The sequence below is a fragment of the Hydrocarboniclastica marina genome, from assembly GCF_004851605.1.
Lineage (GTDB): Bacteria > Pseudomonadota > Gammaproteobacteria > Pseudomonadales > Oleiphilaceae > Hydrocarboniclastica > Hydrocarboniclastica marina.
This window is the reverse complement of record NZ_CP031093.1, coordinates 3,121,264-3,143,517: the sequence shown is the minus strand read 5'-3', so window position 1 is coordinate 3,143,517 and position 22,254 is coordinate 3,121,264. Positions and strand designations below refer to the sequence as shown.

The 22,254-nt window shown below is 58.7% G+C and carries 26 protein-coding genes; 7 read left to right on the top strand and 19 right to left on the bottom strand.

What is annotated here, in order from left to right:
* Nucleotides 1-51 precede the first annotated feature (51 nt).
* From soil367_RS13950 to ubiE, 11 genes are all read right to left on the bottom strand, one after another.
* Complete coding sequence (locus tag soil367_RS13950; protein ID WP_136549673.1) at nt 52-813, bottom strand: ABC transporter permease; 762 nt, start codon at nt 811-813, stop codon at nt 52-54.
* Nucleotides 810-1,736, bottom strand: a complete 927-nt coding sequence (locus tag soil367_RS13945) for an ABC transporter ATP-binding protein (protein WP_136549672.1) — start codon at nt 1,734-1,736, stop codon at nt 810-812. The genes soil367_RS13950 and soil367_RS13945 overlap by 4 nt, the downstream gene beginning before the upstream one ends.
* Nucleotides 1,737-1,776: 40 nt before the next feature.
* Nucleotides 1,777-2,499 carry a 16S rRNA (uracil(1498)-N(3))-methyltransferase gene (locus soil367_RS13940; RefSeq protein WP_136549671.1) on the bottom strand — a complete coding sequence of 241 codons (723 nt, stop codon included), beginning with the start codon at nt 2,497-2,499 and terminating at the stop codon, nt 1,777-1,779.
* On the bottom strand, nt 2,496-3,299 hold the full coding sequence (gene tatC, locus soil367_RS13935; protein ID WP_136549670.1) for a twin-arginine translocase subunit TatC: 804 nt from the start codon (nt 3,297-3,299) through the stop codon (nt 2,496-2,498). Before tatC ends, soil367_RS13940 begins: the two co-directional genes overlap by 4 nt.
* Entirely contained in the window at nt 3,296-3,739 is a 444-nt protein-coding gene (tatB, locus tag soil367_RS13930; protein ID WP_136549669.1) for a Sec-independent protein translocase protein TatB, read from the bottom strand. Before tatB ends, tatC begins: the two co-directional genes overlap by 4 nt.
* A 10-nt stretch (nt 3,740-3,749) precedes the next feature.
* Complete coding sequence (tatA, locus tag soil367_RS13925) at nt 3,750-3,989, bottom strand: Sec-independent protein translocase subunit TatA (RefSeq protein ID WP_136549668.1); 240 nt, start codon at nt 3,987-3,989, stop codon at nt 3,750-3,752.
* Between the two features lie 177 nt (nt 3,990-4,166).
* Nucleotides 4,167-4,511, bottom strand: coding sequence for a phosphoribosyl-ATP diphosphatase (locus soil367_RS13920; protein WP_136549667.1), 345 nt, complete (start codon nt 4,509-4,511; stop codon nt 4,167-4,169).
* 117 nt (nt 4,512-4,628) lie between these two features.
* On the bottom strand, nt 4,629-5,033 hold the full coding sequence (hisI, locus tag soil367_RS13915; RefSeq protein WP_136549666.1) for a phosphoribosyl-AMP cyclohydrolase: 405 nt from the start codon (nt 5,031-5,033) through the stop codon (nt 4,629-4,631).
* Nucleotides 5,023-6,696, bottom strand: a complete 1,674-nt coding sequence (ubiB, locus tag soil367_RS13910; protein WP_136549665.1) for a ubiquinone biosynthesis regulatory protein kinase UbiB — start codon at nt 6,694-6,696, stop codon at nt 5,023-5,025. The genes hisI and ubiB overlap by 11 nt, the downstream gene beginning before the upstream one ends.
* A complete protein-coding gene (locus soil367_RS13905; protein ID WP_136549664.1) occupies nt 6,693-7,349 on the bottom strand; it encodes a ubiquinone biosynthesis accessory factor UbiJ in 657 nt (218 codons plus the stop codon). The genes ubiB and soil367_RS13905 overlap by 4 nt, the downstream gene beginning before the upstream one ends.
* A complete protein-coding gene (gene ubiE / locus soil367_RS13900) occupies nt 7,346-8,134 on the bottom strand; it encodes a bifunctional demethylmenaquinone methyltransferase/2-methoxy-6-polyprenyl-1,4-benzoquinol methylase UbiE (RefSeq protein WP_136549663.1) in 789 nt (262 codons plus the stop codon). Before ubiE ends, soil367_RS13905 begins: the two co-directional genes overlap by 4 nt.
* Before the next feature lie 125 nt (nt 8,135-8,259).
* Here ubiE and soil367_RS13895 point away from each other — a divergent pair, with 125 nt between their 5' ends.
* Nucleotides 8,260-8,538, top strand: coding sequence for a polyhydroxyalkanoic acid system family protein (locus tag soil367_RS13895; protein ID WP_136549662.1), 279 nt, complete (start codon nt 8,260-8,262; stop codon nt 8,536-8,538).
* A gap of 70 nt (nt 8,539-8,608) precedes the next feature.
* Here soil367_RS13895 and soil367_RS13890 read toward each other — a convergent pair whose 3' ends face one another.
* Entirely contained in the window at nt 8,609-9,358 is a 750-nt protein-coding gene (locus soil367_RS13890; RefSeq protein WP_136549661.1) for a DUF8198 family protein, read from the bottom strand.
* 159 nt (nt 9,359-9,517) lie between these two features.
* The gene (locus soil367_RS13885; RefSeq protein ID WP_136549660.1) at nt 9,518-10,444 is read right to left on the bottom strand and encodes an alpha/beta hydrolase; all 927 of its coding nucleotides are present in this window, start codon (nt 10,442-10,444) and stop codon (nt 9,518-9,520) included.
* 392 nt (nt 10,445-10,836) lie between these two features.
* On the opposite strand from soil367_RS13885, the gene soil367_RS13880 reads away from it, so the two are divergent.
* From soil367_RS13880 to soil367_RS13870, 3 genes are all read left to right on the top strand, one after another.
* Nucleotides 10,837-11,127 (top strand): hypothetical protein, encoded by a 291-nt coding sequence (locus tag soil367_RS13880; RefSeq protein ID WP_136549659.1) that lies wholly within the window; start codon nt 10,837-10,839, stop codon nt 11,125-11,127.
* Nucleotides 11,128-11,247: 120 nt separating this feature from the next.
* On the top strand, nt 11,248-12,633 hold the full coding sequence (locus soil367_RS13875) for a class II fumarate hydratase (protein ID WP_136549658.1): 1,386 nt from the start codon (nt 11,248-11,250) through the stop codon (nt 12,631-12,633).
* A gap of 18 nt (nt 12,634-12,651) precedes the next feature.
* Nucleotides 12,652-13,143, top strand: a complete 492-nt coding sequence (locus soil367_RS13870; protein WP_172962352.1) for a CDP-archaeol synthase — start codon at nt 12,652-12,654, stop codon at nt 13,141-13,143.
* Nucleotides 13,144-13,253: 110 nt separating this feature from the next.
* On the opposite strand, the gene soil367_RS13865 is transcribed toward soil367_RS13870, so the two are convergent.
* From soil367_RS13865 to soil367_RS13855, 3 genes are all read right to left on the bottom strand, one after another.
* Nucleotides 13,254-14,258, bottom strand: a complete 1,005-nt coding sequence (locus tag soil367_RS13865) for a metallophosphoesterase (protein WP_136549657.1) — start codon at nt 14,256-14,258, stop codon at nt 13,254-13,256.
* Between the two features lie 137 nt (nt 14,259-14,395).
* The gene (locus soil367_RS13860; protein WP_136549656.1) at nt 14,396-15,301 is read right to left on the bottom strand and encodes a D-hexose-6-phosphate mutarotase; all 906 of its coding nucleotides are present in this window, start codon (nt 15,299-15,301) and stop codon (nt 14,396-14,398) included.
* Nucleotides 15,302-15,415: 114 nt separating this feature from the next.
* The gene (locus soil367_RS13855) at nt 15,416-15,931 is read right to left on the bottom strand and encodes a hypothetical protein (protein ID WP_136549655.1); all 516 of its coding nucleotides are present in this window, start codon (nt 15,929-15,931) and stop codon (nt 15,416-15,418) included.
* Between the two features lie 367 nt (nt 15,932-16,298).
* Here soil367_RS13855 and soil367_RS13850 point away from each other — a divergent pair, with 367 nt between their 5' ends.
* From soil367_RS13850 to mdoH, 3 genes are read left to right on the top strand one after another with little or no spacing between them, the layout of a single operon-like run.
* Nucleotides 16,299-17,861 carry a glucan biosynthesis protein G gene (locus tag soil367_RS13850; RefSeq protein ID WP_136549654.1) on the top strand — a complete coding sequence of 521 codons (1,563 nt, stop codon included), beginning with the start codon at nt 16,299-16,301 and terminating at the stop codon, nt 17,859-17,861.
* 16 nt (nt 17,862-17,877) lie between these two features.
* Entirely contained in the window at nt 17,878-18,132 is a 255-nt protein-coding gene (locus soil367_RS13845; protein ID WP_136549653.1) for a hypothetical protein, read from the top strand.
* Nucleotides 18,125-20,239, top strand: coding sequence for a glucans biosynthesis glucosyltransferase MdoH (mdoH, locus tag soil367_RS13840; protein WP_246065319.1), 2,115 nt, complete (start codon nt 18,125-18,127; stop codon nt 20,237-20,239). The genes soil367_RS13845 and mdoH overlap by 8 nt, the downstream gene beginning before the upstream one ends.
* Before the next feature lie 55 nt (nt 20,240-20,294).
* On the opposite strand, the gene soil367_RS13835 is transcribed toward mdoH, so the two are convergent.
* The 3 genes from soil367_RS13835 to sodC form a co-directional block, all read right to left on the bottom strand.
* Nucleotides 20,295-20,687 carry a DUF4870 domain-containing protein gene (locus soil367_RS13835; RefSeq protein ID WP_136549652.1) on the bottom strand — a complete coding sequence of 131 codons (393 nt, stop codon included), beginning with the start codon at nt 20,685-20,687 and terminating at the stop codon, nt 20,295-20,297.
* Between the two features lie 183 nt (nt 20,688-20,870).
* The gene (locus tag soil367_RS13830; RefSeq protein ID WP_136549651.1) at nt 20,871-21,473 is read right to left on the bottom strand and encodes a superoxide dismutase family protein; all 603 of its coding nucleotides are present in this window, start codon (nt 21,471-21,473) and stop codon (nt 20,871-20,873) included.
* 30 nt (nt 21,474-21,503) lie between these two features.
* Nucleotides 21,504-22,058 (bottom strand): superoxide dismutase family protein, encoded by a 555-nt coding sequence (gene sodC, locus soil367_RS13825; protein WP_136549650.1) that lies wholly within the window; start codon nt 22,056-22,058, stop codon nt 21,504-21,506.
* Between the last annotated feature and the right edge of the window lie 196 nt (nt 22,059-22,254).

Sequence of the window (22,254 nt, the reverse complement as noted above, 5' to 3'; positions counted from 1 at the left end):
ATGAGTTTGTCCCGATTCTAAGGGTTTTGCCAGCGCGTAAGGAAGGGCGAATCAGCTACGCAACCGGTAGCCGGTTTTGAAGATCCACGCCACCATTGCCAGGCATATGCCCAGGAAAACAAGTGTCATGCCGATGCTGACGCCCACGTGCACGTCGGCTACGCCATAGAAGCTCCAGCGGAAGCCGCTTATCAGGTAAACCACCGGGTTGAACAGGGTCACTGTCTGCCAAATGGGCGGCAGCATATCGAGGGAATAGAAAGTCCCGCCTAGAAAAGCCAGGGGTGTTACGACCATCATTGGCACAATCTGCAGCTTTTCAAAGCCATCGGCCCAGATACCGATAATGAAACCAAAAAGGCTGAAGGTAATGGAGGTCAGCAGCAGAAACGCCAGCATCCAAAAAGGGTGCTCGATTTCGAACGGGACAAACAGCCGGGCGGTGGCCAGTATGATCAGCCCCAGAATGGTCGACTTGGTTGCGGCGGCACCGACATAGCCGATCAGGATCTCGGCGTAGGAGATCGGCGCGGAAAGCACTTCGTAGATCGTCCCCGAAAACTTGGGCATGTAGATGCCAAACGACGCATTGGAGATACTGTGCATCAGCAGCGACATCATGATCAGCCCGGGTATGATGAATGCGCCGTAGCTCACCCCGTCGATGTCGCCCATACGCGCGCCGATGGCCGAGCCGAACACGACGAAATAGAGACAGGTCGAAATCACCGGCGAAGCGATACTCTGCATCAGCGTCCGCCAGGTCCGTGCCATTTCGAACAGATAAATGGCCCGAATGCCGTGAAAATTCATGCTTTGGTCCCCACAAGACTGACGAAGATTTCTTCCAGCGAGCTCTCACGGGTCTTTAAATCCTTGAACTCGATTCCCTGTTCCGCCAGCTCCCGCAGAAGCCGCGCGATACTGGTCTGCTCAGCAACAGTACTGAAGGTGTAGATCAGCTCCGTGCCGTCGTCCGAGAGCTTCAGACCTTCTGCAGAGGAAATGCGGGGCAATTCAGTCAGGGGTTCCTGCAGTTGCAGGGTCAGCTCCTTCTTGCCGAGCTTCTGCATGAGCTGGTTCTTCTCTTCGATCAGGATGATTTCTCCGCTGCTGATCACCCCGATACGGTCCGCCATCTCCTCGGCTTCTTCAATGTAATGCGTGGTCAGAATGATCGTGACCCCGTCGGCTCGCAAACCACGTACCATTTCCCACATGTCCCGGCGCAATTCCACGTCCACACCAGCGGTCGGCTCGTCGAGAAAGAGGATGCGGGGTTCATGAGAGAGGGCTTTGGCGATCATGACGCGGCGCTTCATGCCGCCAGAGAGCTCGATCAGCTTGGCGTCTTTCTTGTCCCAGAGGGACAGCGCCCGCAGCACTTTCTCGATGTGGGCCGGGCTGGGCGGCTTGCCGAACAGCCCGCGGCTGAAGGTGACTGTGGCCCAAACTGTTTCAAAAGCGTCAGTTGAAAGTTCCTGAGGCACCAGGCCGATTCTGGACCGGGCAGCCCGGTAGTCCGACACAATGTCGTGTCCGTCGGCAAATACTGTCCCGCTACTGGCATTGACGATGCCGCAGATAATGCTGATAAGCGTCGTTTTGCCGGCGCCGTTAGGGCCAAGAAGCGCGAAGATTTCGCCCCGTTGAATATCCAGGTTAATGTTTTTGAGCGCCTGGTAGCCGGAGCTGTAGATCTTGCTGAGCTCCTTGACCTCGATAATTGGCCCCATGAATACTCCCTCTCGGATAATACTGTTTCCAGGCGTCGTGTCAGAAGCTGCAACTGTCGAACAGGCGCCCCAACAGCACAGGTACAGCGTTTTCTACGCGCAGGATGCGGCTGCCCAGGTGAACGCTTCTGAAGCCCTGGTCCACCAGCTTCTCGACCTCGTAGGGTATGAATCCCCCTTCCGGTCCGATACACAGCGTGACCGGTTCCTGGATGGCCTGGGGGCAGGGGTCAGATGTCCCCGGGTGCGCTACAAGACGGCGGCTGGTGCCAGCCAATGCGGCCAGTCGATCTTCAACAAAGGGCTTGAAGCGCGGCTCCAGGATAACGTCGGGCATTAGAGTATCACGAGCCTGCTCCAGTCCCAGTATCAGTTGCTCACGGATCGCCTCCGGTTTCAGCCACGGGGTCTGCCAGAAACTTTTCTCGACCTTGTAGCTGTTCAGCAGAACGATCTTTTTTACGCCCATCGCGGCAACGGTCTGGAGTACGCGACGCAGCATCTTGGGTCGGGGCAGGGCCAGGATCAACGTCAGCGGCAGGGGTTCAGGCGCGGTGCCAGAGAACTCGAGCTCGAGATCGACGGATTGTGAAGTAATGGCGAGGACACGGCCGCAGCCGATGGGCCCGTTCAGTAGCCCGACAGGGACATTGTCGCCGACTTGGGCACCTGTCACTTCATGCCAGTGACGAGCCCTTCGTCCTGACAGTTGCGCACGGTTTTCAGCGGTCAGGTCCGCAGGGAAGAGCAGAGCCAGGTTCATGAACGGTTCGTGAGGTCTCGCGGGGCGACAAATCGACCGCAGAGCACGCCGATCTCGAACAACATCCACATCGGCACTGCCAGTAAGGTCTGTGAAATCAGGTCGGGTGGCGTCAGCAGCATGCCCAGCACGAAACAGCCGACTATGATGTAGGGCCGTTTTTCACCGAGGGCCGCGGGGGTCGTGATGCCGGACGCGATCAGCAGTACCGTGGCAATCGGGATTTCAAAAGCGAGTCCGAAGGCGAAAAACATCTTCAGGACGAAATCGAGGTAGGCCGAAATGTCAGTCATTATCTGAACCTCGGCCGGCCCTGCCGCTGTGAAGAACCCGAACACCAGCGGAAAAACGACAAAGTAGGCAAATGCGGCGCCCAGATAGAACAGCAGGACAGACGATACCAACAGGGGAATCGCCAGCCGTTTTTCGTTGCGGTAGAGCCCGGGCGCAATAAAGCTCCATATCTGGTAGAGCACGACAGGGATCGCCAGGAACACAGCCACAACCATGGTCAGTTTGAGAGGCGCGAAGAAAGGCGATGCAACTTCGGTTGCGATCATTGATGTGCCCGTGGGCATGAAAGCGCGCAAGGGCTCGGACAGCCAGGTGTAGAGCTGGTTGGCGAACGGGAAAAGGCCCAGGAAAGCGAGAAGCACTGCCAGAACGGCTTTTAAAAGCCTGTTGCGAAGTTCTACCAGATGGGCAACGAGCGGCAACCCGGGGTCTTTGTAATCAGTCTCTGCCGTTTGGTCGTCGCGTGGGGCATTGTCGGGGCTTTCAGGTGTGGGGGCGGCGGTCATCGAAGCGGCGGTTCCTGGCTTTTGGCTGGGGCTTCCGGGTCAGCGGTCTGTGGCTCAGCCGTCCCGGGCTGGTTTGACTGGGCGGCGTTACCCACGACCGGGCTTTCGGTTACGGGCCGGGCCGGGGCTTTGTCTTTGCCCAGGACCTGGTCTTCGGTCACGACGTACTCGCTGTATTTTTTTGCCTGAGCCAGGCCTTCCTGGAAATTACGCTGGATTTCTTCCGCGCCCAGGTCGCTGCTTTCCTTACGTATCTTTTCCCGCAACTCCTCCGCTTTCAGCTGGCGGTCAAGTTCGGACGTAAAGCTGCTGGCCATCCTGCGCGCCTTGCCGATCCACCGGCCGGTTGCTCGCGCTGCAACAGGAAGCCGCTCCGGGCCCAGCACGAGCAGTGCTATGACGGCGCAAATCAGAAGCTCAACAAAGCCTATATCGAACATCGCGGGGCGCTCAGGGCTGTTGTTTTTCTTTCACTTTGTCGTTGTGATCCTCTGCACTGCGATGCTGTGCAGCTCCCAACTTTTCAGGTTCACGATGGGGTTCGTTCTTCTCTTCGTCGCCCACCGCTTTCTTGAAGCCCTTGATGGCCCCGCCGAGGTCGCTGCCGATATTGCGCAGGCGCTTGGTTCCGAACAGCAACAGAACGATGCCGAGTACGATCAACAATTGCCAGATACTTATGCCACCCATGGGTCTGTCTCGCTATCGGGTCTGGTGAAAAAACGGCAGCCTCACAGTGGAAAGCTACCTGTAAACTTTGGGGTCCAGTGTAATCCTAGGACCTCGCCACCGGCCAGTCGTTCCAGCCGTCATGGGTCCGGGCCCGCGCCGGCGTACTGGGGCTGCAGCTGACGGTCAGGAACGCGGTCAGGCGTCGCCGAGCTTGCGCTGCCGCGATGCTTTCTCGGCCAGTCCGGACAAGTCAAAACGCCGGGCCAGCTCATCCAGTACAGCCTGGGGGCTGGTGCCCCTGTGTGCCAGCATGACCAACGTATGAAACCAGAGGTCGGCGGTCTCGTATACGAGCTCATCATTGTTGCCTGACCGTTCAGCATCTTTTGCGGCGATAACCGTCTCGGTACATTCCTCGCCAACTTTCTCAAGAATCTTGTTCAGACCCTTGCTGTACAACTGGGCCACATATGAGCTGTCGGCAGCGGCGTTCTTGCGCTGTTCGAGCACTTCACCCAGCGCTGTCAGTACGTCAGACATGGCGTCACCTGTTTTGACATCATATTACCTGTATCGGACCTGTATCGGACCTGTATCGAACCAGTGCCGGGCGCAGCCCTGGTCAGTCTGTTTTTGCCTTGAACGCCATTCCAGCGCTCAATGACCACCGCCATAAATAGCTTCGGGATCCTTGAGCACAGGGTCCACCGGCTGCCAACGGAGGTCGGCCAGCTTCAGATAAAAACAGCTGCGCCGTCCCGTATGGCATGCAATTCCGCCTTCCTGGGTTACTTTCAGCAGGATTACGTCGGCGTCGCAGTCTAGCCGGATCTCGTGCAGTTGTTGCACGTGTCCGGAGCTTTCGCCCTTGCGCCAGAGTTTCCGGCGCGAACGCGAGTAATAGATCGCGCGGTTTTCTGCGACCGTCAGACGCAGTGCTTCCTCATTCATCCAGGCCATCATCAGGATATCACCGCTGGTGGCATCCTGTGCAATGGCCGGTACCAGCCCATCCGCATCCCAGCGGATAGCGCTCAGCCAGTCCTTATCGCTACCTATCATGCTCTGCCTTTATCTCAGTTTCATTACGCCTGGGCCAGAGCAGGTAGGCTGCCGCGGCGACCAGGATCCAACTTGAAGGGGGCAGTTGCCTGAACCACTCCAGCGTCGACATATCGCTCACAACCACTGCGCCGCCCACGCATAGGGTGGCCAGCCAGTAACGGCGATGCCTGCTGGCCGCAATGCTGACCTCGTCCCGCAGGCTGGTCAGTACTTTTTCTTCCGAGCGGTTGGTGCTCTCCAGGCGCGTGAGCTGCTTCAGAGCATCATGGAGCAACTGGGGCATTTCCGGCGTCTGCTCGAGCCAGTCGGGCAGTTGCTCGCGCATGGTCTTGATCAGGCCGGGCGGGGCCAGGCGCTGGTACATCCAGTCCTCAAGGAACGGATGCGCCGTGCGCCAGAGATCCAGGTCTGGGTAGAGCTGACGGCCAAGCCCCTCTACGTTGAGCAGGGTCTTCTGCAGGAGCACCAGCTGCGGCTGTACTTCCATGTTGAAGCGTCGCGCTACCTGGAACAGACGCAGCAGAAACTGGCCGAATGATATCTCTTTCAGCGGTCGCTCAAAAATAGGCTCGCAGACCGTGCGTATCGCCGCCTCGAACTCGTTGACACGAGTCGTTGCTGGCACCCAGCCGGACTGCACGTGCAGCTCCGCCACCTGACGATAGTCCCGATTGAAAAAAGCCAGCAGGTTGCGCGCGAGGTAGGTCTGGTCCGCCGGCGTCAGCGTCCCCACGATACCGAAATCGATTGCAATATAGCGTGGATCACGGGGGTTACTGGCATCGATAAAAATGTTGCCCGGGTGCATGTCAGCGTGGAAAAAACTATCGCGGAAAACCTGGGTGAAGAAGGTTTCAACACCTTTTTCCGCCAGAATGCGCAGGTCAGCACCGGCTTCCTGAAGTGCGGCCATGTCCGCTACGGGAATACCGTAGATACGCTCCATGACCAGCACGCGCCGACTGACGAAGTTCCAGAAGACTTCGGGGATATAAATCAGGGTCGAATCGGGAAAATTGCGCCGCAACTGGCTGGCGTTGGCCGCCTCGCGCTGCAGGTCGAGTTCGTCGAAAATAGTCTGTTCGTAGTCGGCCACGACCTCTACCGGGCGGAGTCTCCGCCCGTCTGGCCAATGCCGCTGGAGAAGGCGGGCCAGCAGGTACATCAAGGCAATATCCTGGTGTATCACCTTCTCGATACCCGGACGGATAACTTTGACTACGACTTCCTGACCCGTTAGCAGCTCGGCAGCATGCACCTGCGCCACTGAAGCTGAGGCCAGTGGCGATGCGTCGAAGGCCCGGAACAGTTCACCGACCGGCTTGCCAAGGTCGTGCTCAACGATTTGTTGCGCCTGCTCCCCCGGAAAGGGCGGCACGCGATCCTGAAGATCACGCAGGGCATCCGCCATATCTTCCGGGAGTAGGTCACGCCGGGTGGACAGTATCTGGCCAAACTTCACAAATACAGGCCCCAGCTGTTCCAGCGCCAGGCGCAGCCGCTCGCCGCGACTGACTTTGTTCCGCGGGAACAGGTGCCAGGGGGCAAACAGCAGCAGCAGTCGAACCGGCAGAGGCAACCGTACCTGATGCAGGAAATCATCCAGGCGGAATCTACAGATAACCCAGGTTATGCGGACGAGCCGCCGCGCGCGACTCATGGCTGTTTTCCTGAAGCGCTGTATTCGGGCGGCTCGGCGCGCGGTCTGCTCAAAAGATCGAGGCGAGCGGCCAGCCGATCCGTGTCGAGCCGGAGGTTGTCTACATCTTCGAAGAAGGCCTCTGCTTCCCCCCGGGCCGGTAACGTTCGGCTCTCTTCATGCAGGTATTCCTCAACATTACGGCTCAGGGTCTGCCGGGCCTCGCGGCTCCAGCGCAAGCTCTGGCGTACGCGCCTGGCAATGAAATGCGCCGGGACGCCGCCGACAGCTTTGGCCAGGCTTGCTTCCCAGTCAGGCTCCATCTGCTGCAGCAACCGCTGGAAATGATGGGCCAGGCTCACATCGCCGACCGCTTTGACACGCTCATCGCGAAAGACATGGGGATCGCCCAACGCGGCAGCGGCAAATGCCAAGGGGGACCCGGTAAGTGTGAGGGCGGGTTCAAGGGCGCAGTGCTGCTGAACATGAAGGGTTCTGTGGTCAGCCGTAAGCCAGAGCTCCAGCCCGGGGGGCTCAAGCCGTATCAGAAAAGGCTCTTCTAGCAGCTTGCGCAAGGCCTCGTGGCTCACTGGGTCAAGGCCCAGGGAACGGTTCAGCGCCTGTTCAACGGTGGCGGCTATTGCAGAGCCCAGGGTGAGTCCCCATTCCCTCAAGGCTTCACTCCGGCGTGCAGGGCGACGATGCCGCCGGTCATGTTGTAATACCGGCACTGGACCAGCCCAGCGTTTTCCATCATCGACCTCAGCGTATCCTGGTCGGGATGCATGCGGATGGACTCAGCCAGATACCGATAGCTCTCGCTGTCGCCGGCAAACAGTCGACCCAGTAGGGGCAGGGCAGAAAAAGAGTAGGTGTCATAGGCTTTGCTGAGCAAAGGGTTGGTCGGCTTCGAGAACTCGAGTATAAGCAGCTTGCCGCCGGGCTTCAGGACGCGGGCCATTTCTCTTAACGCCTTGTCCTTGTCGGTCACGTTGCGCAAGCCGAAAGCAATGCTCACCACATGAAAGCTGTTGTCGGCAAATGGCAGTGACTCTGCATCGGCCTGGGCGAAAACGATGTTGTCGATATAGCCGCGGTCGATCAGGCGGTTACGCCCGACGGAAAGCATGGAGGCGTTGATGTCGGCCAGAACGACCTGGCCTTCAGCACCGACGAGATCAGAAAACCGTAGCGTCAGGTCACCGGTGCCCCCGGCGATGTCCAGTACACGGTTACCTTTGCGCACGCCACTCAACTCGATGGTGAAACGCTTCCACAGCCGATGAATACCCATGGACATGAGGTCGTTCATCAGATCGTAACGCGCGGCTACCGAGTGGAATACGTCCGCGACGTGACGGGACTTTTCTTCGCGGGGGACCGAGCGGTAGCCAAAATGGGTGGTTTCCGCTTCCTGGTTCTTCTCTTGCTGGCTTTGTGGCCGGGTCTGTTCGCTCATGAGATCACACCTTTACGTTGGCCCGTATTCTAACGATATGGTCAATGAATGTCTTCGGGTTGGCTCTGCTGAACGTGTTAATCTTGCCCTTAACGAATCCCAGCTCATGAAACCGAGGAGCCGCAATGTCGACCATTGATATTACCCGCCCGCACACGCTTGATCACGCCCACGCGGTTGAGGCCGCTGATAGTCTGGCAAAGAGCCTTTCTGAGCGGTTCGATGTGGACTACGGCTGGGAGGGGGATGTTCTGCAATTCAAGCGTAGTGGGGTCAAGGGCAACCTGACAGTCAAGCCTGAGACGATCAACGTCCACCTGGAACTGGGCATGCTGTTGCGACCGTTCAAGGGGCGTATCGAGCAGGAAATTCACCAGCATCTGGACGGTCTGACCCGCGCATAACCTGGCTCAGTCGTCGAGTCGGCCCCTGAAAACACCCTCCCGTCCCAGCCAGTAACGTCCCGCCAGCGCGTTAGCGTATATCTTCCGGCAGCTCTGCCGGGAGAGCGTGACCGGCCATAATCTGTTCCATTACCCAGGTTTCGCGCCGGACGATCTGCTCCAGAAGCCTGTCTACACCCTGCATTTCGCGAAAGACCCTGAAGCCCCGGGTTAAAAAACGGTGCAGTTCGCCAACGCCGGCCATTTCCGCTGCGCCTTCGGTCATGCGCAAGGCCACCCGCAGACTCCGCCGGTCGACATAGCGCTGCAGGTTGGCGCCTATTACGGCCACTAATGCTATCTGACGACAACGCTGGTCGGCGTCGGCACTCATACGGAATGCTTCAGCATAGCTTTCGCGATTCAGTGCTTCCGCCGGCAGGTCGTGATGGAGGACGTGGGCCAGTTGACGGTCCAGCTTCTGTGTCAGCAGGTTCAGCTCGACCAGATCCGCCGCGATGGCGAGGACGGAATCCGGCAGCAGGCGCACCATGGTTGGAAAAACCCGCTCGAAGTCTTCGTCACGTCGTTCATACGCGCGCGGGTTGTAAAGGTCTTCGAGCAGGAAGTCCAGGCCCTCACGGTAGTGTGGCGCCTGGTAGAGATCGCGGTGTGTGTCCTTTAGCCGCTGGGATTGCCAGAGGCCAAGTTCATCAATCTGTCGACGCAGCGGTGCGGCATCCCGCTGCGAGCGAAAGTCATGGTACTCGAGCATCCCTTTCTGCAGGCGCCGGGCCTGGGGAGCGCGCGGTTGAATAGCCACCAGCTTTTCTCGGGGCAAGGGCAAGCTCCTTTGCATCGGAAAAGCGCATTCTAATACAACCACAAGTCTTTGGCAGCGACTGGGCGCCGGGTTGGCATCGGCAGGCGGGCTTCGGGTACCGCTCCGGTCAGTTCGCGAAACGTAAGCGAATTGACCGGGCGGATTATTGGCGGTGTGTCAGGCGCTCTGTGCGACGCGCAGCATACTTGGCAGGCTTGGTATCCAGGATTTGCTGTCGAGTGTTATGAAGTGGCTAGTTGCCTCGGTCTCATGCACATACACGCCACTTGGCGCATGTTTGGCGCTGCTCAGCATGGAAACCCGGTCAAGAATGTGGTCGACCTTCGGAATCAGGATAGTGCCCTGGTGGAGCCGGCCCAGCAGTTCTACGCCGTTCCGCTCAGACCATGCCATCACGTTCTCAATGTTCTTGACGATCGTGAGGTGATCCTGGGTCGCGCTGAACATCTTGCTGAGGAGCTGTTTTTTGCGGGTGTTCATCCGACCGAAAAACGTCTGTCCGTAACCGGCCGAGGGCATGCTGTTGATCAGCCGGACAACCCATGGCCACATGCCATGGCTTACCGGCTCCAGTACCGCCTTGACCAGCGCGTGTGGCTTGCCCTGGGGCATCAGCGGCGCTTCAAGGACAACCTCAGCCTCCGCGTAGAGTTCAGGCCGCTGCCGCATGGCTTCCAGAATGACTGCGCCACCGCGGGAGTGTCCATGAAGGCGCAGGTGGTCAGCTGACACCAGGTTCGCGACGGTCTGGTTGAGAATCGCCGCATCGTACTCGATGGTCGACTCAGGGTATTTGATGGGTTTTTCCCAGTCGGCTGTTTCGTAGACCGGGCCACTGACAGGAATGTGGTAGTTACTGCAGGTCAGGAGGATCAGCTCAGTTGTCGGCTCATCATAGGCCTGGGTGAAGTAACAGTGGTTTTCAAGAAAGCCGTGGACAGCAATAACGGTGTGCAGGGGTTCGCCGCTATGGTTGCGGACTGAAACCGCACCTTTGCCGATTCGATAGACCCGGCCCGAGAACATCTCCGTGTAGCAGGGCTCGATGGGTTTGATCAGTTTGCGAATGTGGCTTGCTTTCATTTTCGCGTCTCCGGGCTGGATATTGCCACTGCCTTGTAGCTCACAGCGCTTTTCTTATTATCGCTTTAAACCATTGTTTCAGTATAAGGAACCCTTCTGTCACGGAGGTAATATATTGTTGTGTTTGTGTGGTCCTTCGCTTTTGCACCTTGTCTGGCCATCGAAAAAGACGACCAGGCCTTGTTTTGGCCTGGCTGACAGCAACTTGGCATGTGCGGCAGTTCTCAGAGGAGCAGGGTTTTTACAGATCTGGTCTGGAGCAGCACAATTGTGCGATTGTAATTTGAGCAGGTCCGCATAGGGACGGGCGATGCGCCTGAGCTATGCTTCAGGGGGCAGCTGCAGGTAATGTAATTGTGGCTTTCAACACACCTATTCCAAGGATGACGCCGATGTTTATTCCCGAAGATGCGAAATCAGACCACGAAGTCACGCTTTGCCTTAATGGCGGCGCTGTTCTCGGGCCGTTCCTGGCCACCTGGAGTAAGGACGCGCCTACCGATGTGCGCGAACTGTTCCGGGAGTACGACCGCTTTCTACAGGGGGAGCAACAACAGCGTTTCAAGTTCCACCTGCACGATACGTCAAGCAATAGCGTGCATACGGTCATCGTCGACTTTCGTAACGTTGCCGCGATCTGCGACCATGTCCGTCTGCACGACCATCACGCCGCGTCATCCTAGGTCAGCAAATGTCACGGTCCCGTTTTTGCTGCCGGGAGAGTTGTAGGGGGGCGGGTTTTCCAGGGACCTGGAAACCGGCGGTGGCAACCCGCCGCCGGAGCCACAGAAGGGAGCAGAGCAATCATGAATACACGAACCGAACATGACAGTCTGGGTGCGGTAGAGGTCCCGGAGCAGGCGCTCTGGGGCGCTCAGACACAGCGGGCAATCGACAATTTCCCGGTCAGCGGGCGGCCCCTTCCGACCCGTTTCATCCATGCCGTCGTCCGGCTCAAGCGCTGTGCTGCCCTGGCCAATCAAAGCCTGGGTCAACTTGACCAGGAACGGGCCAAAGCCATCGTCCATGGCTGCGACCAGTTATTGTCGGGCGCTCACGAAGACCAGTTCCCGGTTGATGTCTACCAGACCGGGTCGGGCACGAGTACCAACATGAACGTCAATGAGGTACTGGCGACGCTGGCAACGCGCAGCAGCCCGGAACCGGTCAACCCGAACGATCACATCAACATGAGTCAGAGCAGTAATGACGTGATCCCCAGTGCGATTCACATAAGTGGCGCGCTGGCTGTCACCGAAGACCTGCTTCCGGCGATCAGGCACCTGGAAGCCACGATCGGTGCCCGCGAAGGTGAGTTAAAGGATGAGGTGAAGACGGGGCGCACCCACCTGATGGACGCCATGCCGGTTACTTTGGGGCAGGAGCTGCGGACCTGGCGCGAGCAACTGGCTGCGGCCCGGCACCGTATCGAAGCCACGATGCCGGGTTTGCTCGCCATTCCCCAGGGTGGCACAGCCGTGGGCACCGGGGTAAATGCGGCCCCCGAGTTTGCCGGCCTCATAACTGAAGAACTGTATAATCTGACCGGCCTCGACTTCACGACGATGGATCACAAGTTTGTTGGCCAGAGCGGCCTCGATGCGCCCCTGGCGCTTTCCGGGCAGCTGCGTGGACTCGCCGTGGTGCTGATGAAAATCGCCAACGATCTGCGCTGGATGAACAGCGGTCCCATTCATGGACTGGCCGAGATCAGCCTGCCTGCGCTTCAGCCCGGTAGCAGCATCATGCCGGGCAAAGTGAACCCGGTGATTCCCGAGTCGGTTGCGATGGTGGCGACTCAGTTGATGGCGCTGGACACGGCTAATGGCATGGCGGCGCAGTCGGGGAACTTCCAGTTGAATGTGATGCTCCCCCTGGTAGCCAGCAATCTGCTCGAGATGCTCAAACTGGCGTCACGGGCTTCGGTGTTGCTGGCCGACAGCGCTATCGCAGGTTTTGAGGTCAACTCTGACCGCCTCAAGGCTGCTGTGGGACGAAATCCTGTGCTGGTAACGGCGTTGAACCCCGTCATTGGCTACGCCAATGCAGCGAAAATCGCCAAGCGCGCCTACCAGGAAGGCCGGGCGGTGATCGATGTGGCAGAGGAAGATACAGACATTTCCCGCGCTGATCTGGAGAAACTGATGGATCCGCTGCACCTGACTCGCGGCGGGGTGCCTGGTGCTTAGGGGGTACTGGCCCTGGTGATGAGCTGGCTGGCAGATCTGCTTGCGCTTGTTTTTCTGCTGGTGACGGCCAATGGCTCGCCTGTATTGGCGCGCAATCTCACCCCAACTGGCTGGAACTGGCCCCTGGATGGGGGACGCGTCGCGCGCGACGGCTATCCGTTGCTGGGCAGAAGCAAAACCTGGCGCGGCCTGGTCGTTTCAGTACTGGTAACAGGTGCGGCCGCCGCCTTGCTCGGCCTGGGGTTTGGCTTCGGAATGATTTTCGGCTTTATGGCCATGTTCGGCGACCTGATATCGAGCTACCTCAAGCGCCGCCGTGCACTCGAACCCAGCGCCCGGTCAACCGGTCTCGATCAGTTCCCGGAAGCCCTGTTGCCCATGCTCTTGAGCCATTGGTGGATGGGCGTGGGCTGGCTGACGGTCATTGTAGCGTGTCTGCTTTTCTTTATCGTGGTGACCGGAATCTCGCCGCTGCTTTACCGCCTGGGCATTCGCCAGCGGCCGCATTAATCTTTGTCATATTCTTCATTCAGTCGACAAGCTAAAAAGCGCACCAAACAGCCCATCCAGGCCATCGGCTATAGCCAGGAACGGCTAGCAACAGTAACGCACTGGTTGTGTCAGCGTGGGCCTCGGCTCAGGGTGTGCAGGGTCACTTCAGGCGGGCAGTTCAGGCGGACGTTGACAATGGAAGTTCCCGAGCCTGCGGAGGTGTAGCCCTGCATGCCCTCGTATTGCCACAGGCCCTTGCCTACAAACCTGGGGCAGTTGGCATCGAGTGTCAGAGGATAACCGCCGGGAAGGCAGATCTGGCCCCCGTGGGTGTGCCCGCACAGGAACAGCGAAAAGCCGCCATGGGCTGCCTGGCGATAAATCTCTGGCGTATGGGAAAGCAGCAAACTGAAAGCGCCGGCGGGGAAAGCCTCCGTGGCTTTCTCCATGTTGTCGGCACGGTAATAATGAGGGTCGTCTACGCCTGCGATCCAGAGGGTATCTTCATCGCTCTGTATCGCGACGTGTTCGTTCATAAGGCATTGGTAGCCCATTTCTTCGAGCGAGGGCAGCATCCGGATGCTGTCGTGGTTCCCCAGCACCGTCAGCACGTCGCCTTGCAAATGCGGGCGTAGCCGCCGCATTCCGTCAAGCGCATCTTCAACCGGCCCCGATGTGGCCCGGCGGTAGTCGCCGGTAAGTACGCACAGGTCGTATTCCAGGGGCCGCACGCATTCGATCAGGTTATGCAGGTTGGCTTCATCCATATCCACGTGAAGGTCGCTGAGGTGCAGGATGCGATAGCCTTCGAAGGACGCCGGCAGGTGAGGATGTACAAAACGATTCTCAACCACGCGGATGCGCCGGCTGTTCCGCTGGCCCCGTTTCAGCAAGCCGACCATGCGAAGACAAAGTCGGATAGCGGCATGCATCGAGTACCAGTTTTCCGGATGGAACAGGTTCAATCCCTGCCCGATAACCTTCGACTCGGCCTCCCGTTCGATGCCTAGCCGCTGGCAGGCATGCATGGATCCCAGGCGTAGCTTGAGGTCGTAGATAAGTCGTGCTTCAGCATCGAGCGGGTGAGGCTGCTGCGCGCAAGGCCCTGTATTTCGCTGATAAATGTGTGGCATGACTGCAATCGTAGCAAAGGTCCATAGGTATAGACAGCAGCTTGCGTTCGTGAACGGAACGGTAGAGCCCGCGCTGACATCCAGGTTATTGCCGGCGGCGGGTACGTGCGGTAACCGGCCAGGGCGCTAGCGTTTTCTCAGGATTCGGTCAGGATTAAGCCCATGCGGTGGGTAGCGCCGGGTGCAAGGCAGACAGCATCTTCAAGCACGTTGGCTGTCTCCACACAAAACATTCTCTCCCAGGCAGAGGGCGAAAAGTGGCTGAGTGTTTTCGACTTTTCTGCCCAGGGGTTCCAGACGACGGCTGAACGTGACCCCTGCGGCTCAAGCTGTAGCTGCGTGTCTGGCGTCGTTAGCTGCAGTGGCCCCGTCACCTGATAGATCCGATCGGTTTCTGCGCTGAAGGTTACGGGTCCGATTTGCTCGAAGGTGCGCCAGTCTCTCAGCGCATCGACGTAGGGTTGTCCGTCGAGCCCGCGGATGGTTGTGCGATGGACGTCCGGGGTAGGGAAATAACTGTGCAGGGCCTGAGTTATCCAGACATGCTCGGCGCCAGTGTTCGACGTTTCCAATGTCACTTCAAGGGCGTCCGCGGACAGCCCGAAATGCACTCTGACGCAAGCGCGGCCGGTCCAGTTCTCTGCTTCACCGTCTGCAGCCGTGCAGTCCAGCATCAACGTGATGCGAACCCTGTCTGGTGTTTCTTCTACGGTTTCCAGCGACCAGTCAGCCAGGCGAGCGAAGCCATGGGCCTTATCCACTTTGACTTGTCGCTGGACGGCTTCGGGGTTGCGAGAGGGTGCGCCAAACCAGGGCCAGCATATGGGTATACCGCCGCGCACGGCCTTGCCCGCGATGAAGCGCTCCTGATCGCTGAGCCAGAGCCAGTTGGATCGCCCGCGGGGACTGAACCGGATCAATTGGCCGCCCTGTAACAGCAGCGAAGCGGTGAATGCCGGATGGCGAACCATGAGCGCCGGCAGCGCACCCTCCAGGTGCTCGAAGCAGAAGTCTGTTCCAGGCAGCGCCTCGACCTTGTTCATTCACTGCGGCTCCTCTGATCTGATGTGGCGCTAACAGTAAGCCTCGTATACCGCCGGTGCAATATCTGCTCACGCAGGCGCCGGACATTCACGCGTAAGCTGAGGTACGAGGACTCAGGGTGGGGCGGACTCGATCGTCGTGACGCAGCCTTCCTCAAAATAGACACGCTGGATCCTGGCGAGCCGCCCATGGTATCGGGTCTCGTAGGTCCACATCTCAACCGGCTCCTGCCATGACTCGGCCGGATCGCCCCAGGCTCTAGTAACGTCAGTCCGGCGCATGCCCGGCAGTACCTCGCCCCGAATCAGATGAGTTCGCAGAACTGTGGACTGAAAAAACCGACAGGGAGAGGCTCCGGTTTCAGCAGGTGTGTCTGGGCCATTGATGAGGTCGTGGCGTTTGTTGGCGTTGCCCGGTTGTTGGGAGGGGACGCGAGGGATAGGCAGAACCTGGAAAGTACCGGGCCGGTCGGGAACATCCCGTTCCATCGGTTCTGATCCCGGCTCGCAGGGGAACTCGCCATAGCTTATCCCGTCGGCGGATTCGCAGCGATACACGGGGTTTGCCATGACGTTCATAACGAACGCGAGTGTGACAGCTGTGAGTCCGGACCTGGCTGCTGCCTTCATGGCTGACCTTCAAGGTTGTAATGTTCGCGGAGGCGTCGTTACAGAGTTGTCACTTGAAGACGGGCTCCGGGGCCTGTGTTATATCATGAGTTGAGACGGTATGAGTCTCCTGAGAAGACGCTTTCTGAACTGATGCCGGGATCACACGCAAGCAAAAGCTCTCCAGCTCACGCACGGCTAGCGCTATCCGAAGATCAGGCCGAAATCAGGTAATGGCAGGAGGCCTGCCGCCTGTCGTAATAGCTCGCCTCTGTCCTGTCGGATTCGGTGGGCCGGACCCGTCTGTTTGAAGTCAGTGCAAAATGCCTTGGGTCCTGTACAGGTCAAGGATTTCGCATAAATCTGTAAATATGGAGATGGAAGTCCAATGTCGTCAATCCGTGCCCTTGCTGGGATCTGTTTGGGTATCGCCATAGCGGCGGTACCGGTAGTCGGATCGGGCGAGGAAAAAGCACAGCCGTTCGACTTCAATGCAGTCATTGAAAAAGCGAGGCAGCGGGCCGGTCAAGCCTACCAGGCGCCTCCGGAGGTGCCACAGTTCCTGCAGGACCTTAGCTATAACCAGTACCAGGAGATCCGTTTCAAGCCGGAGGCCAGTCTGTGGCAAAGCGACAACTCGGATTTCGAAATCATGACGGTGACCCCGGGTATGTTCTACGGGCATCCGGTCCAGCTCAACCAGGTCGACAGCGAAGGCGTACGGGAGATCCCGTTCCGCAAGAGTGACTTCACCTACCCCACTGAGGAACTGGCGAAACGCATTCCCGCCGACCTCGGCTATGCCGGCTTCAAGGTGACTTACCCGCTCAACACACCCGATACCCAGAACCAGTTTCTGGTGTTCGCGGGCGCCAGTTATTTTCGCGGTGTGGGAAGCGCCAATACCTTTGGCGTTTCCGGACGAGGTATTGCGGTAGACACAGGGCTGCGCTCCGGAGAAGAGTTCCCCAATTTTGTCGAGTACTGGCTGGTCCGCCCTTCGGCGGATGCTGATTCCATGGTCGTGTATGGACTGCTGGACGGCCCGAGCGTGACTGGCGCCTACCGCTTTGAGGTTTACCCCGGAGATCAGACCCGGGTCGAGGTCAGATCCCGGCTGTTTTTCCGGGAGAACATCGGGCTGCTCGGTGTGGCGCCTCTTACAAGCATGTTCTACTACGGTTCCAACACAGTGAAACCTGCGGGTGAGTGGCGCCCCCAGGTCCATGACTCCGATGGGCTCCTCATTCACGACGGTGTCTCAGGCGAGTGGCTATGGCGACCTTTGATTAACCCACGCTCGCTCCGCATGAGTTACCTGCAGACCAACAATGTGCAGGGCTTCGGGTTAATGCAGCGCGACACCGGGTTTTCCGGCTATGAAGACATGAGTGCCCGCTACGACAAAAGGCCCAGCGCCTGGGTTGAAACAGAAGGTGATTGGGGCAAGGGCGAGGTGGTACTGGTTGAAATTCCCACGAGCTCGGAAGCGAACGACAATATTGTGGCTTTCTGGCGTCCTCAAACGCCGGTTGAGTCCGGGGATGAACTCAATTTCGGTTACAGCGTAACGTTCGGCGGCCCCGACATTACCGGCCAGCCGCTGGCGCCTGCAGTGCAAACCTTCCTCGGAGATGGCAACCGCCTGGGTGGCGGTGCTGAAGCCGGGGCATACCGGATGATCGTCGATTTCGCCGGCGGACCTCTGGATAAACTCGACCCGACTGCTGCGGTCGTGAGCAAGGTTTCTGGCGGAAAGTCAGTGGAAGTCCTGGAACATTTTGTCGAACACATCGGGCCCACGGACCGCTGGCGGATCTCGATGCTGGTTCGCCCGGCACCGGAGCAGACACTGGCGCTGCGGGCCTATCTGAGCCTGGACAACAAACCTCTGACCGAAACCTGGACCTACGAACTCCCCGCGGGTGAAGACGTCCGCGCCGGCCGATGAACAAGGATGTAGAAGTATGGCCAAAGCAATCTGCCAGCAGGCGCTGGACCGCGTCATAGCCTACCTGAGGGGCTATGGCATAACGCCAACAAACGACGTCTGTCGGATGGCGCTGGAAGTTGTGGATGCGGCGCTGTCCGAAGGCAGCGCCGGAGTCATGGAGCGGGCGCTCGACAAGATTCCCGAGTTCTTTCAACTGCCCGAGCCGCAAGTGCCGAGTCAACGGCCTCCGCTGGAAAGGGGCAGTATCGGGTATAACCCACATGTCTGAGGCTATCGGGTCGAAGATGTCCGCAAAAAAGGCAGAGCGGCCATTCCGCTGGCGCGGAATCGCCTTCATACGCCGGGCCTTATTGGCCGTGTTTGTGTTCGGACAAACGGCTATCGCTTGTTACTACCTCCTGTGGATACTCCCTTACCATGGCGGCACGGTTCTGGAACAGGCTCTGCTGGCCTTGTTCGCACTGCTTTACTCCTGGATTGCCGTAGGGTTCTGGACGGCAGTGTTCGGCCTGGTCATCCGCCTGACGGGCGGTGACCGCTACTCCTTGCTCAAGCGCCATACGCCTGAACAACTTGACGCAACACCCCTGGCCAGAACGGCCATAGTGATGCCGATCTATCATGAGCCGGTGCAGAAGACGCTTCGCGGACTCCGGGCGGTCTACCGGGACCTGGAGCGTACAGGCCAGTTGGAGCATTTTGAGTTCTACATTCTGTCGGACAGCCGTGATCCCGACGTCTGGCTTGAAGAGCAGACTGCGTGGCAATACATGTGCGACGAGCTCGGTGCCGAAGGCAGGCTTTTCTACCGCAGGCGGACCGTCAACCTCAACTATAAGAGCGGTAACGTCGCGGACTTTCTGCGCCGCTGGGGCAGGCGCAGCCGCTATATGGTGGTGCTTGACGCCGACAGCCTGCTCAGCGGGAAGACGCTGGTACGCATGGTGCAACTCATGCAGCGGGAACCGCGAACCGGCATCCTGCAAACCAATCCCACATTGATCAACGGTCAGTCCTTGTTTGCTCGCCTCCAGCAGTTCGCCAACCGGGTTTATTCACCGTTGTTTGCCACCGGCCTGGCGGCAGTACAGATGGGGGACGCCGCCTTCTGGGGGCACAACGCAATCATTCGTAACGATGCCTTCATGCGCCACTGTGGCCTGCGCAAGCTGCCCGGGTTCGGGCTCTTCAAGGGGCCCATTATGAGCCACGATTTTGTCGAGGCCGCATACATGGGTCGCGCCGGGTATGAAGTCTGGCTGGAGCCCGGGCTGGGGCAGAGCCACGAGGAATCGCCGCCCACCCTGGGCGACGAACTGACCCGTGACGAGCGGTGGTCAAAAGGCAACCTGCAGCATCTATGGATCATGCTGTTCGGTCGTAAGCTCCGGTTTGCCCACCGTATGGCTTTTCTCAACGGCATCATGGCATACGTCGCCTCGCCGTTATGGCTCTTGTTCCTGATACTGACCACGGTGGAAGCGACTCAAATGGCGCTGACCCCCATCGACTACTTTCCCGAGGATCACCAGGGCCTTTTTCCCCTGTGGCCTGAATGGCGCCCGGAGTGGGCCATCGGCCTCGCGCTCAGTACCGCGGCCCTGCTGTTCCTGCCCAAATTCTTCGCCATATTCGATGTGCTGGTCCGTCGCCAGGCCCGTCAATTCGGTGGCTTCATTCGCCTTTTTTTCAGTGTGATGATCGAGATTCTCATTTCCGTTCTGCTCGCACCGGTGCGCATGCTGGCCCACAGTCGCTACATACTGGGCGCTTTCCTGAATTTCTCCCTCAGTTGGGCGGGCCAGAATCGCACCGAGGAGACGACCTGGCGAGACGCCCTGGTGAGTCAGGCGCCGGGCATGGTTATCGGCTTTGCCTGGTCGGCCTTCGCCTGGACCCTCGATACCGTCTTTTTCCTCTGGTCGTTGCCGGTTGCTATTCCGCTGGTTCTCGCTGCGCCGACATGCGTTCTCCTGAGCCGTGTGCGGGCGGGGCGTTTATTCAAAAAGCGGGGGCTATTGATTATTCCCGAAGAGCGGCAGCGTTCCTTGCTCATGGAGGACGCTGCCGATCAGGGTCGGCTTTCGCCTCACCAGGATGGGCTTACCTCGTTCGAGGAAGCCATCCTGTCGCCGCGCCTGAACCGTATGCATCAGGATCTGGCTCGGTTGCCCCGGGGGGTTGTCCGGCGGGAGTCACTGAATCGCCTGGCACAACTCTGCCTGGACTTCGGTCCTGATGCCCTGACCCGTAGTGAGCTGAGCCATCTATGCCGGGATCGCGAATCACTGGCCTGGCTTCACAACGCTGCCTGGCGATCGAGTCCGGAATCGTTCTGGGGCGAGCGTCTGGCCGTGCTGTCGGCCATGGATTGAGCATTCGGGGCGAGGGTGCTTCAGGACAGCGTATCGGGTCGCGCCCCGCAGCAGCTCAGGGGATGAAGCGGAAGGTTAGTGGGTAGCGGTAATACCGGCCTTTATTGGCCTTTACTGCAGCTATGACGAGCATGACGAACCCGTAGAAAATGACCAGGCCCATCAACAGAAATCCTATGAGCACATACATCAGCATGACGCTCGCCATAACCGCCAGTGTAAGCGTCAGCTGAAAGTTGAGCGCCTCTTTGGCCTGATCAGAAACAAAACGGGACTGATCCTTGTGCCACCATAGCAGCGCCGCCGGAGCTATCAGATTTCCCAGCGGGAAAATCCATCCGAGCAAACCCGACAGGTGTGAAAAGGTAGCCCAGAGACGCTCTTCATCAGTGAGATCTGCCTGAGGGACTAAGTCCGCATCTGAATCTTCTGGTGAGATCTTTCTCATCGTGACTCCTGGTGCCTGTCTGGTTGCTGGTTGGGCGGATAGCCCGTTACTGGGTAGCAAAGTTCCCCAACGCACTGTACTTTGCTTGCCCCACTTTGCTGGCTACTTCGACCGGAAGTACCCTCCGGGTCTGGTAACCAGCATCTGCTGAACAGGCGCCACTCAGGCGTGTAATGCTACGCATCAGGGCACAGCACCACAGGCAATGCGGGCACCACTGCCGCCGTTTTCCGGGTCATCCGTGTAATTGTCCGGATTCTCATGGATGACCAGGGCATGACTTTTTACATCCATCAGCTTCACTCGGGGCGCGAAAACCGGATGCTGCGCCGTACCGTCTTCCCGCACAAACAGGTTTGGTAAATCGCCCACGTGGCCGTCGCCATAAGGACCTGCATGGTTGCCTTTTATACCGGGGTCGAGATGACCGCCCGCATTGCCGGCCGGTACCATGTCCTTTCCAATTGCGCCTTGCCCCTCTTCGGCGCTTGCGGTGCAATTGGGATTCTCGTGGATGTGGAACCCATGCAGCCCGGGGGGGAGTCCCTCCATCTGTGGCTGGAATAGGGTACCATCCACGCGGTTTTCCACCCTGATTATACCGAGGAATTTTCCTTTTCCGTCGCCCGAAACGCTGTGTATTTCGACGGTTTGCTGCTGGCCATTGACCGGCTCACTCTCTTTGGCCGTTTCGCCGCGTTCTGCAGGCTCCCTTTCCTGGGCAACCGCGAAGGGTGAGGTGCCCAAAATTAGCGTGAGCGCGCCAATTGCTGCTTTCGATTTCATGGAGTTCTCCTGTTGTGGATATGCCAGGGGTTAGTCCGGACGAATGACGCCACAGGCGACTCTGGGGCCGCCGCCGCCCAGAGCTTCAGGATTGTCGGAATAATTGTCCGGTCCCTGATGGATCATCAGTGCATGCCCGGCAACCTGCTCAAACCGTAGTCTTGGCGCCAACACTTCGTGAGTGGCGGTGCCGTCTTCGGCCACGTAAAGGGCAGGCAGATCGCCCAGGTGACCGGCCTGATAGGGGCCGTTATGAGCCCCCTTCGACTGGGGATCGAAATGGCCGCCGGCTGCTCCGCCAGGCGTCACTTTCCCGTTTTTCTTTTCTGGCCCGCAGGATCCGTTCTGGTGGAGGTGGAATCCGTGGAGCCCAGGCTCAAGACCTTCCAGGTCCGGCTCGAACAGGACACCATCGGAATGCTCCAGGACCCGCATTTCGCCCATGGGCTCGCCGATACCGTCCGTGGTGACCTTATGCATTTCAATCGCCAGGTTGGCCCCTACCGCCGTGCCGGAGGTGGCGGCGTAGGCTCCGGCGGGCAACACAGGTAATGCCATAAGAAAGAGTGCGACAGCTTTTTTCATTGAGCGTCCTCCTCAGGAGATCTTCCATGGTTTTATGTTTCTTCCTGTCCAGTTCTAACAAAGCCACGTCGGTGCTGACAAATGGCTTTTTACCGCAACCATCAGGATTGTTGCCCTGGCTGAGCCAGCGAAATGCTCCAGACAGGGATTGTCAGGTTACGTCCGCTAAACATTTATTTGCGGCATGACCGAAAAG

Bases quoted from the DNA above. Each gene is read 5' to 3' on its own strand.
- soil367_RS13950 (WP_136549673.1), bottom strand. From the start codon at position 813: ATGAATTTTCACGGCATTCGGGCCATTTATCTGTTCGAAATGGCACGG.
- soil367_RS13945 (WP_136549672.1), bottom strand. From the start codon at position 1,736: ATGGGGCCAATTATCGAGGTCAAGGAGCTCAGCAAGATCTACAGCTCC.
- soil367_RS13940 (WP_136549671.1), bottom strand. From the start codon at position 2,499: ATGAACCTGGCTCTGCTCTTCCCTGCGGACCTGACCGCTGAAAACCGT.
- tatC (WP_136549670.1), bottom strand. From the start codon at position 3,299: ATGACCGCCGCCCCCACACCTGAAAGCCCCGACAATGCCCCACGCGAC.
- tatB (WP_136549669.1), bottom strand. From the start codon at position 3,739: ATGTTCGATATAGGCTTTGTTGAGCTTCTGATTTGCGCCGTCATAGCA.
- tatA (WP_136549668.1), bottom strand. From the start codon at position 3,989: ATGGGTGGCATAAGTATCTGGCAATTGTTGATCGTACTCGGCATCGTT.
- soil367_RS13920 (WP_136549667.1), bottom strand. From the start codon at position 4,511: ATGTCTGACGTACTGACAGCGCTGGGTGAAGTGCTCGAACAGCGCAAG.
- hisI (WP_136549666.1), bottom strand. From the start codon at position 5,033: ATGATAGGTAGCGATAAGGACTGGCTGAGCGCTATCCGCTGGGATGCG.
- ubiB (WP_136549665.1), bottom strand. From the start codon at position 6,696: ATGAGTCGCGCGCGGCGGCTCGTCCGCATAACCTGGGTTATCTGTAGA.
- ubiE (WP_136549663.1), bottom strand. From the start codon at position 8,134: ATGAGCGAACAGACCCGGCCACAAAGCCAGCAAGAGAAGAACCAGGAA.
- soil367_RS13895 (WP_136549662.1), top strand. From the start codon at position 8,260: ATGTCGACCATTGATATTACCCGCCCGCACACGCTTGATCACGCCCAC.
- soil367_RS13885 (WP_136549660.1), bottom strand. From the start codon at position 10,444: ATGAAAGCAAGCCACATTCGCAAACTGATCAAACCCATCGAGCCCTGC.
- soil367_RS13880 (WP_136549659.1), top strand. From the start codon at position 10,837: ATGTTTATTCCCGAAGATGCGAAATCAGACCACGAAGTCACGCTTTGC.
- soil367_RS13870 (WP_172962352.1), top strand. From the start codon at position 12,652: ATGAGCTGGCTGGCAGATCTGCTTGCGCTTGTTTTTCTGCTGGTGACG.
- soil367_RS13865 (WP_136549657.1), bottom strand. From the start codon at position 14,258: ATGCCACACATTTATCAGCGAAATACAGGGCCTTGCGCGCAGCAGCCT.
- soil367_RS13860 (WP_136549656.1), bottom strand. From the start codon at position 15,301: ATGAACAAGGTCGAGGCGCTGCCTGGAACAGACTTCTGCTTCGAGCAC.
- soil367_RS13855 (WP_136549655.1), bottom strand. From the start codon at position 15,931: ATGAAGGCAGCAGCCAGGTCCGGACTCACAGCTGTCACACTCGCGTTC.
- soil367_RS13850 (WP_136549654.1), top strand. From the start codon at position 16,299: ATGTCGTCAATCCGTGCCCTTGCTGGGATCTGTTTGGGTATCGCCATA.
- soil367_RS13845 (WP_136549653.1), top strand. From the start codon at position 17,878: ATGGCCAAAGCAATCTGCCAGCAGGCGCTGGACCGCGTCATAGCCTAC.
- mdoH (WP_246065319.1), top strand. From the start codon at position 18,125: ATGTCTGAGGCTATCGGGTCGAAGATGTCCGCAAAAAAGGCAGAGCGG.
- soil367_RS13835 (WP_136549652.1), bottom strand. From the start codon at position 20,687: ATGAGAAAGATCTCACCAGAAGATTCAGATGCGGACTTAGTCCCTCAG.
- soil367_RS13830 (WP_136549651.1), bottom strand. From the start codon at position 21,473: ATGAAATCGAAAGCAGCAATTGGCGCGCTCACGCTAATTTTGGGCACC.
- sodC (WP_136549650.1), bottom strand. From the start codon at position 22,058: ATGAAAAAAGCTGTCGCACTCTTTCTTATGGCATTACCTGTGTTGCCC.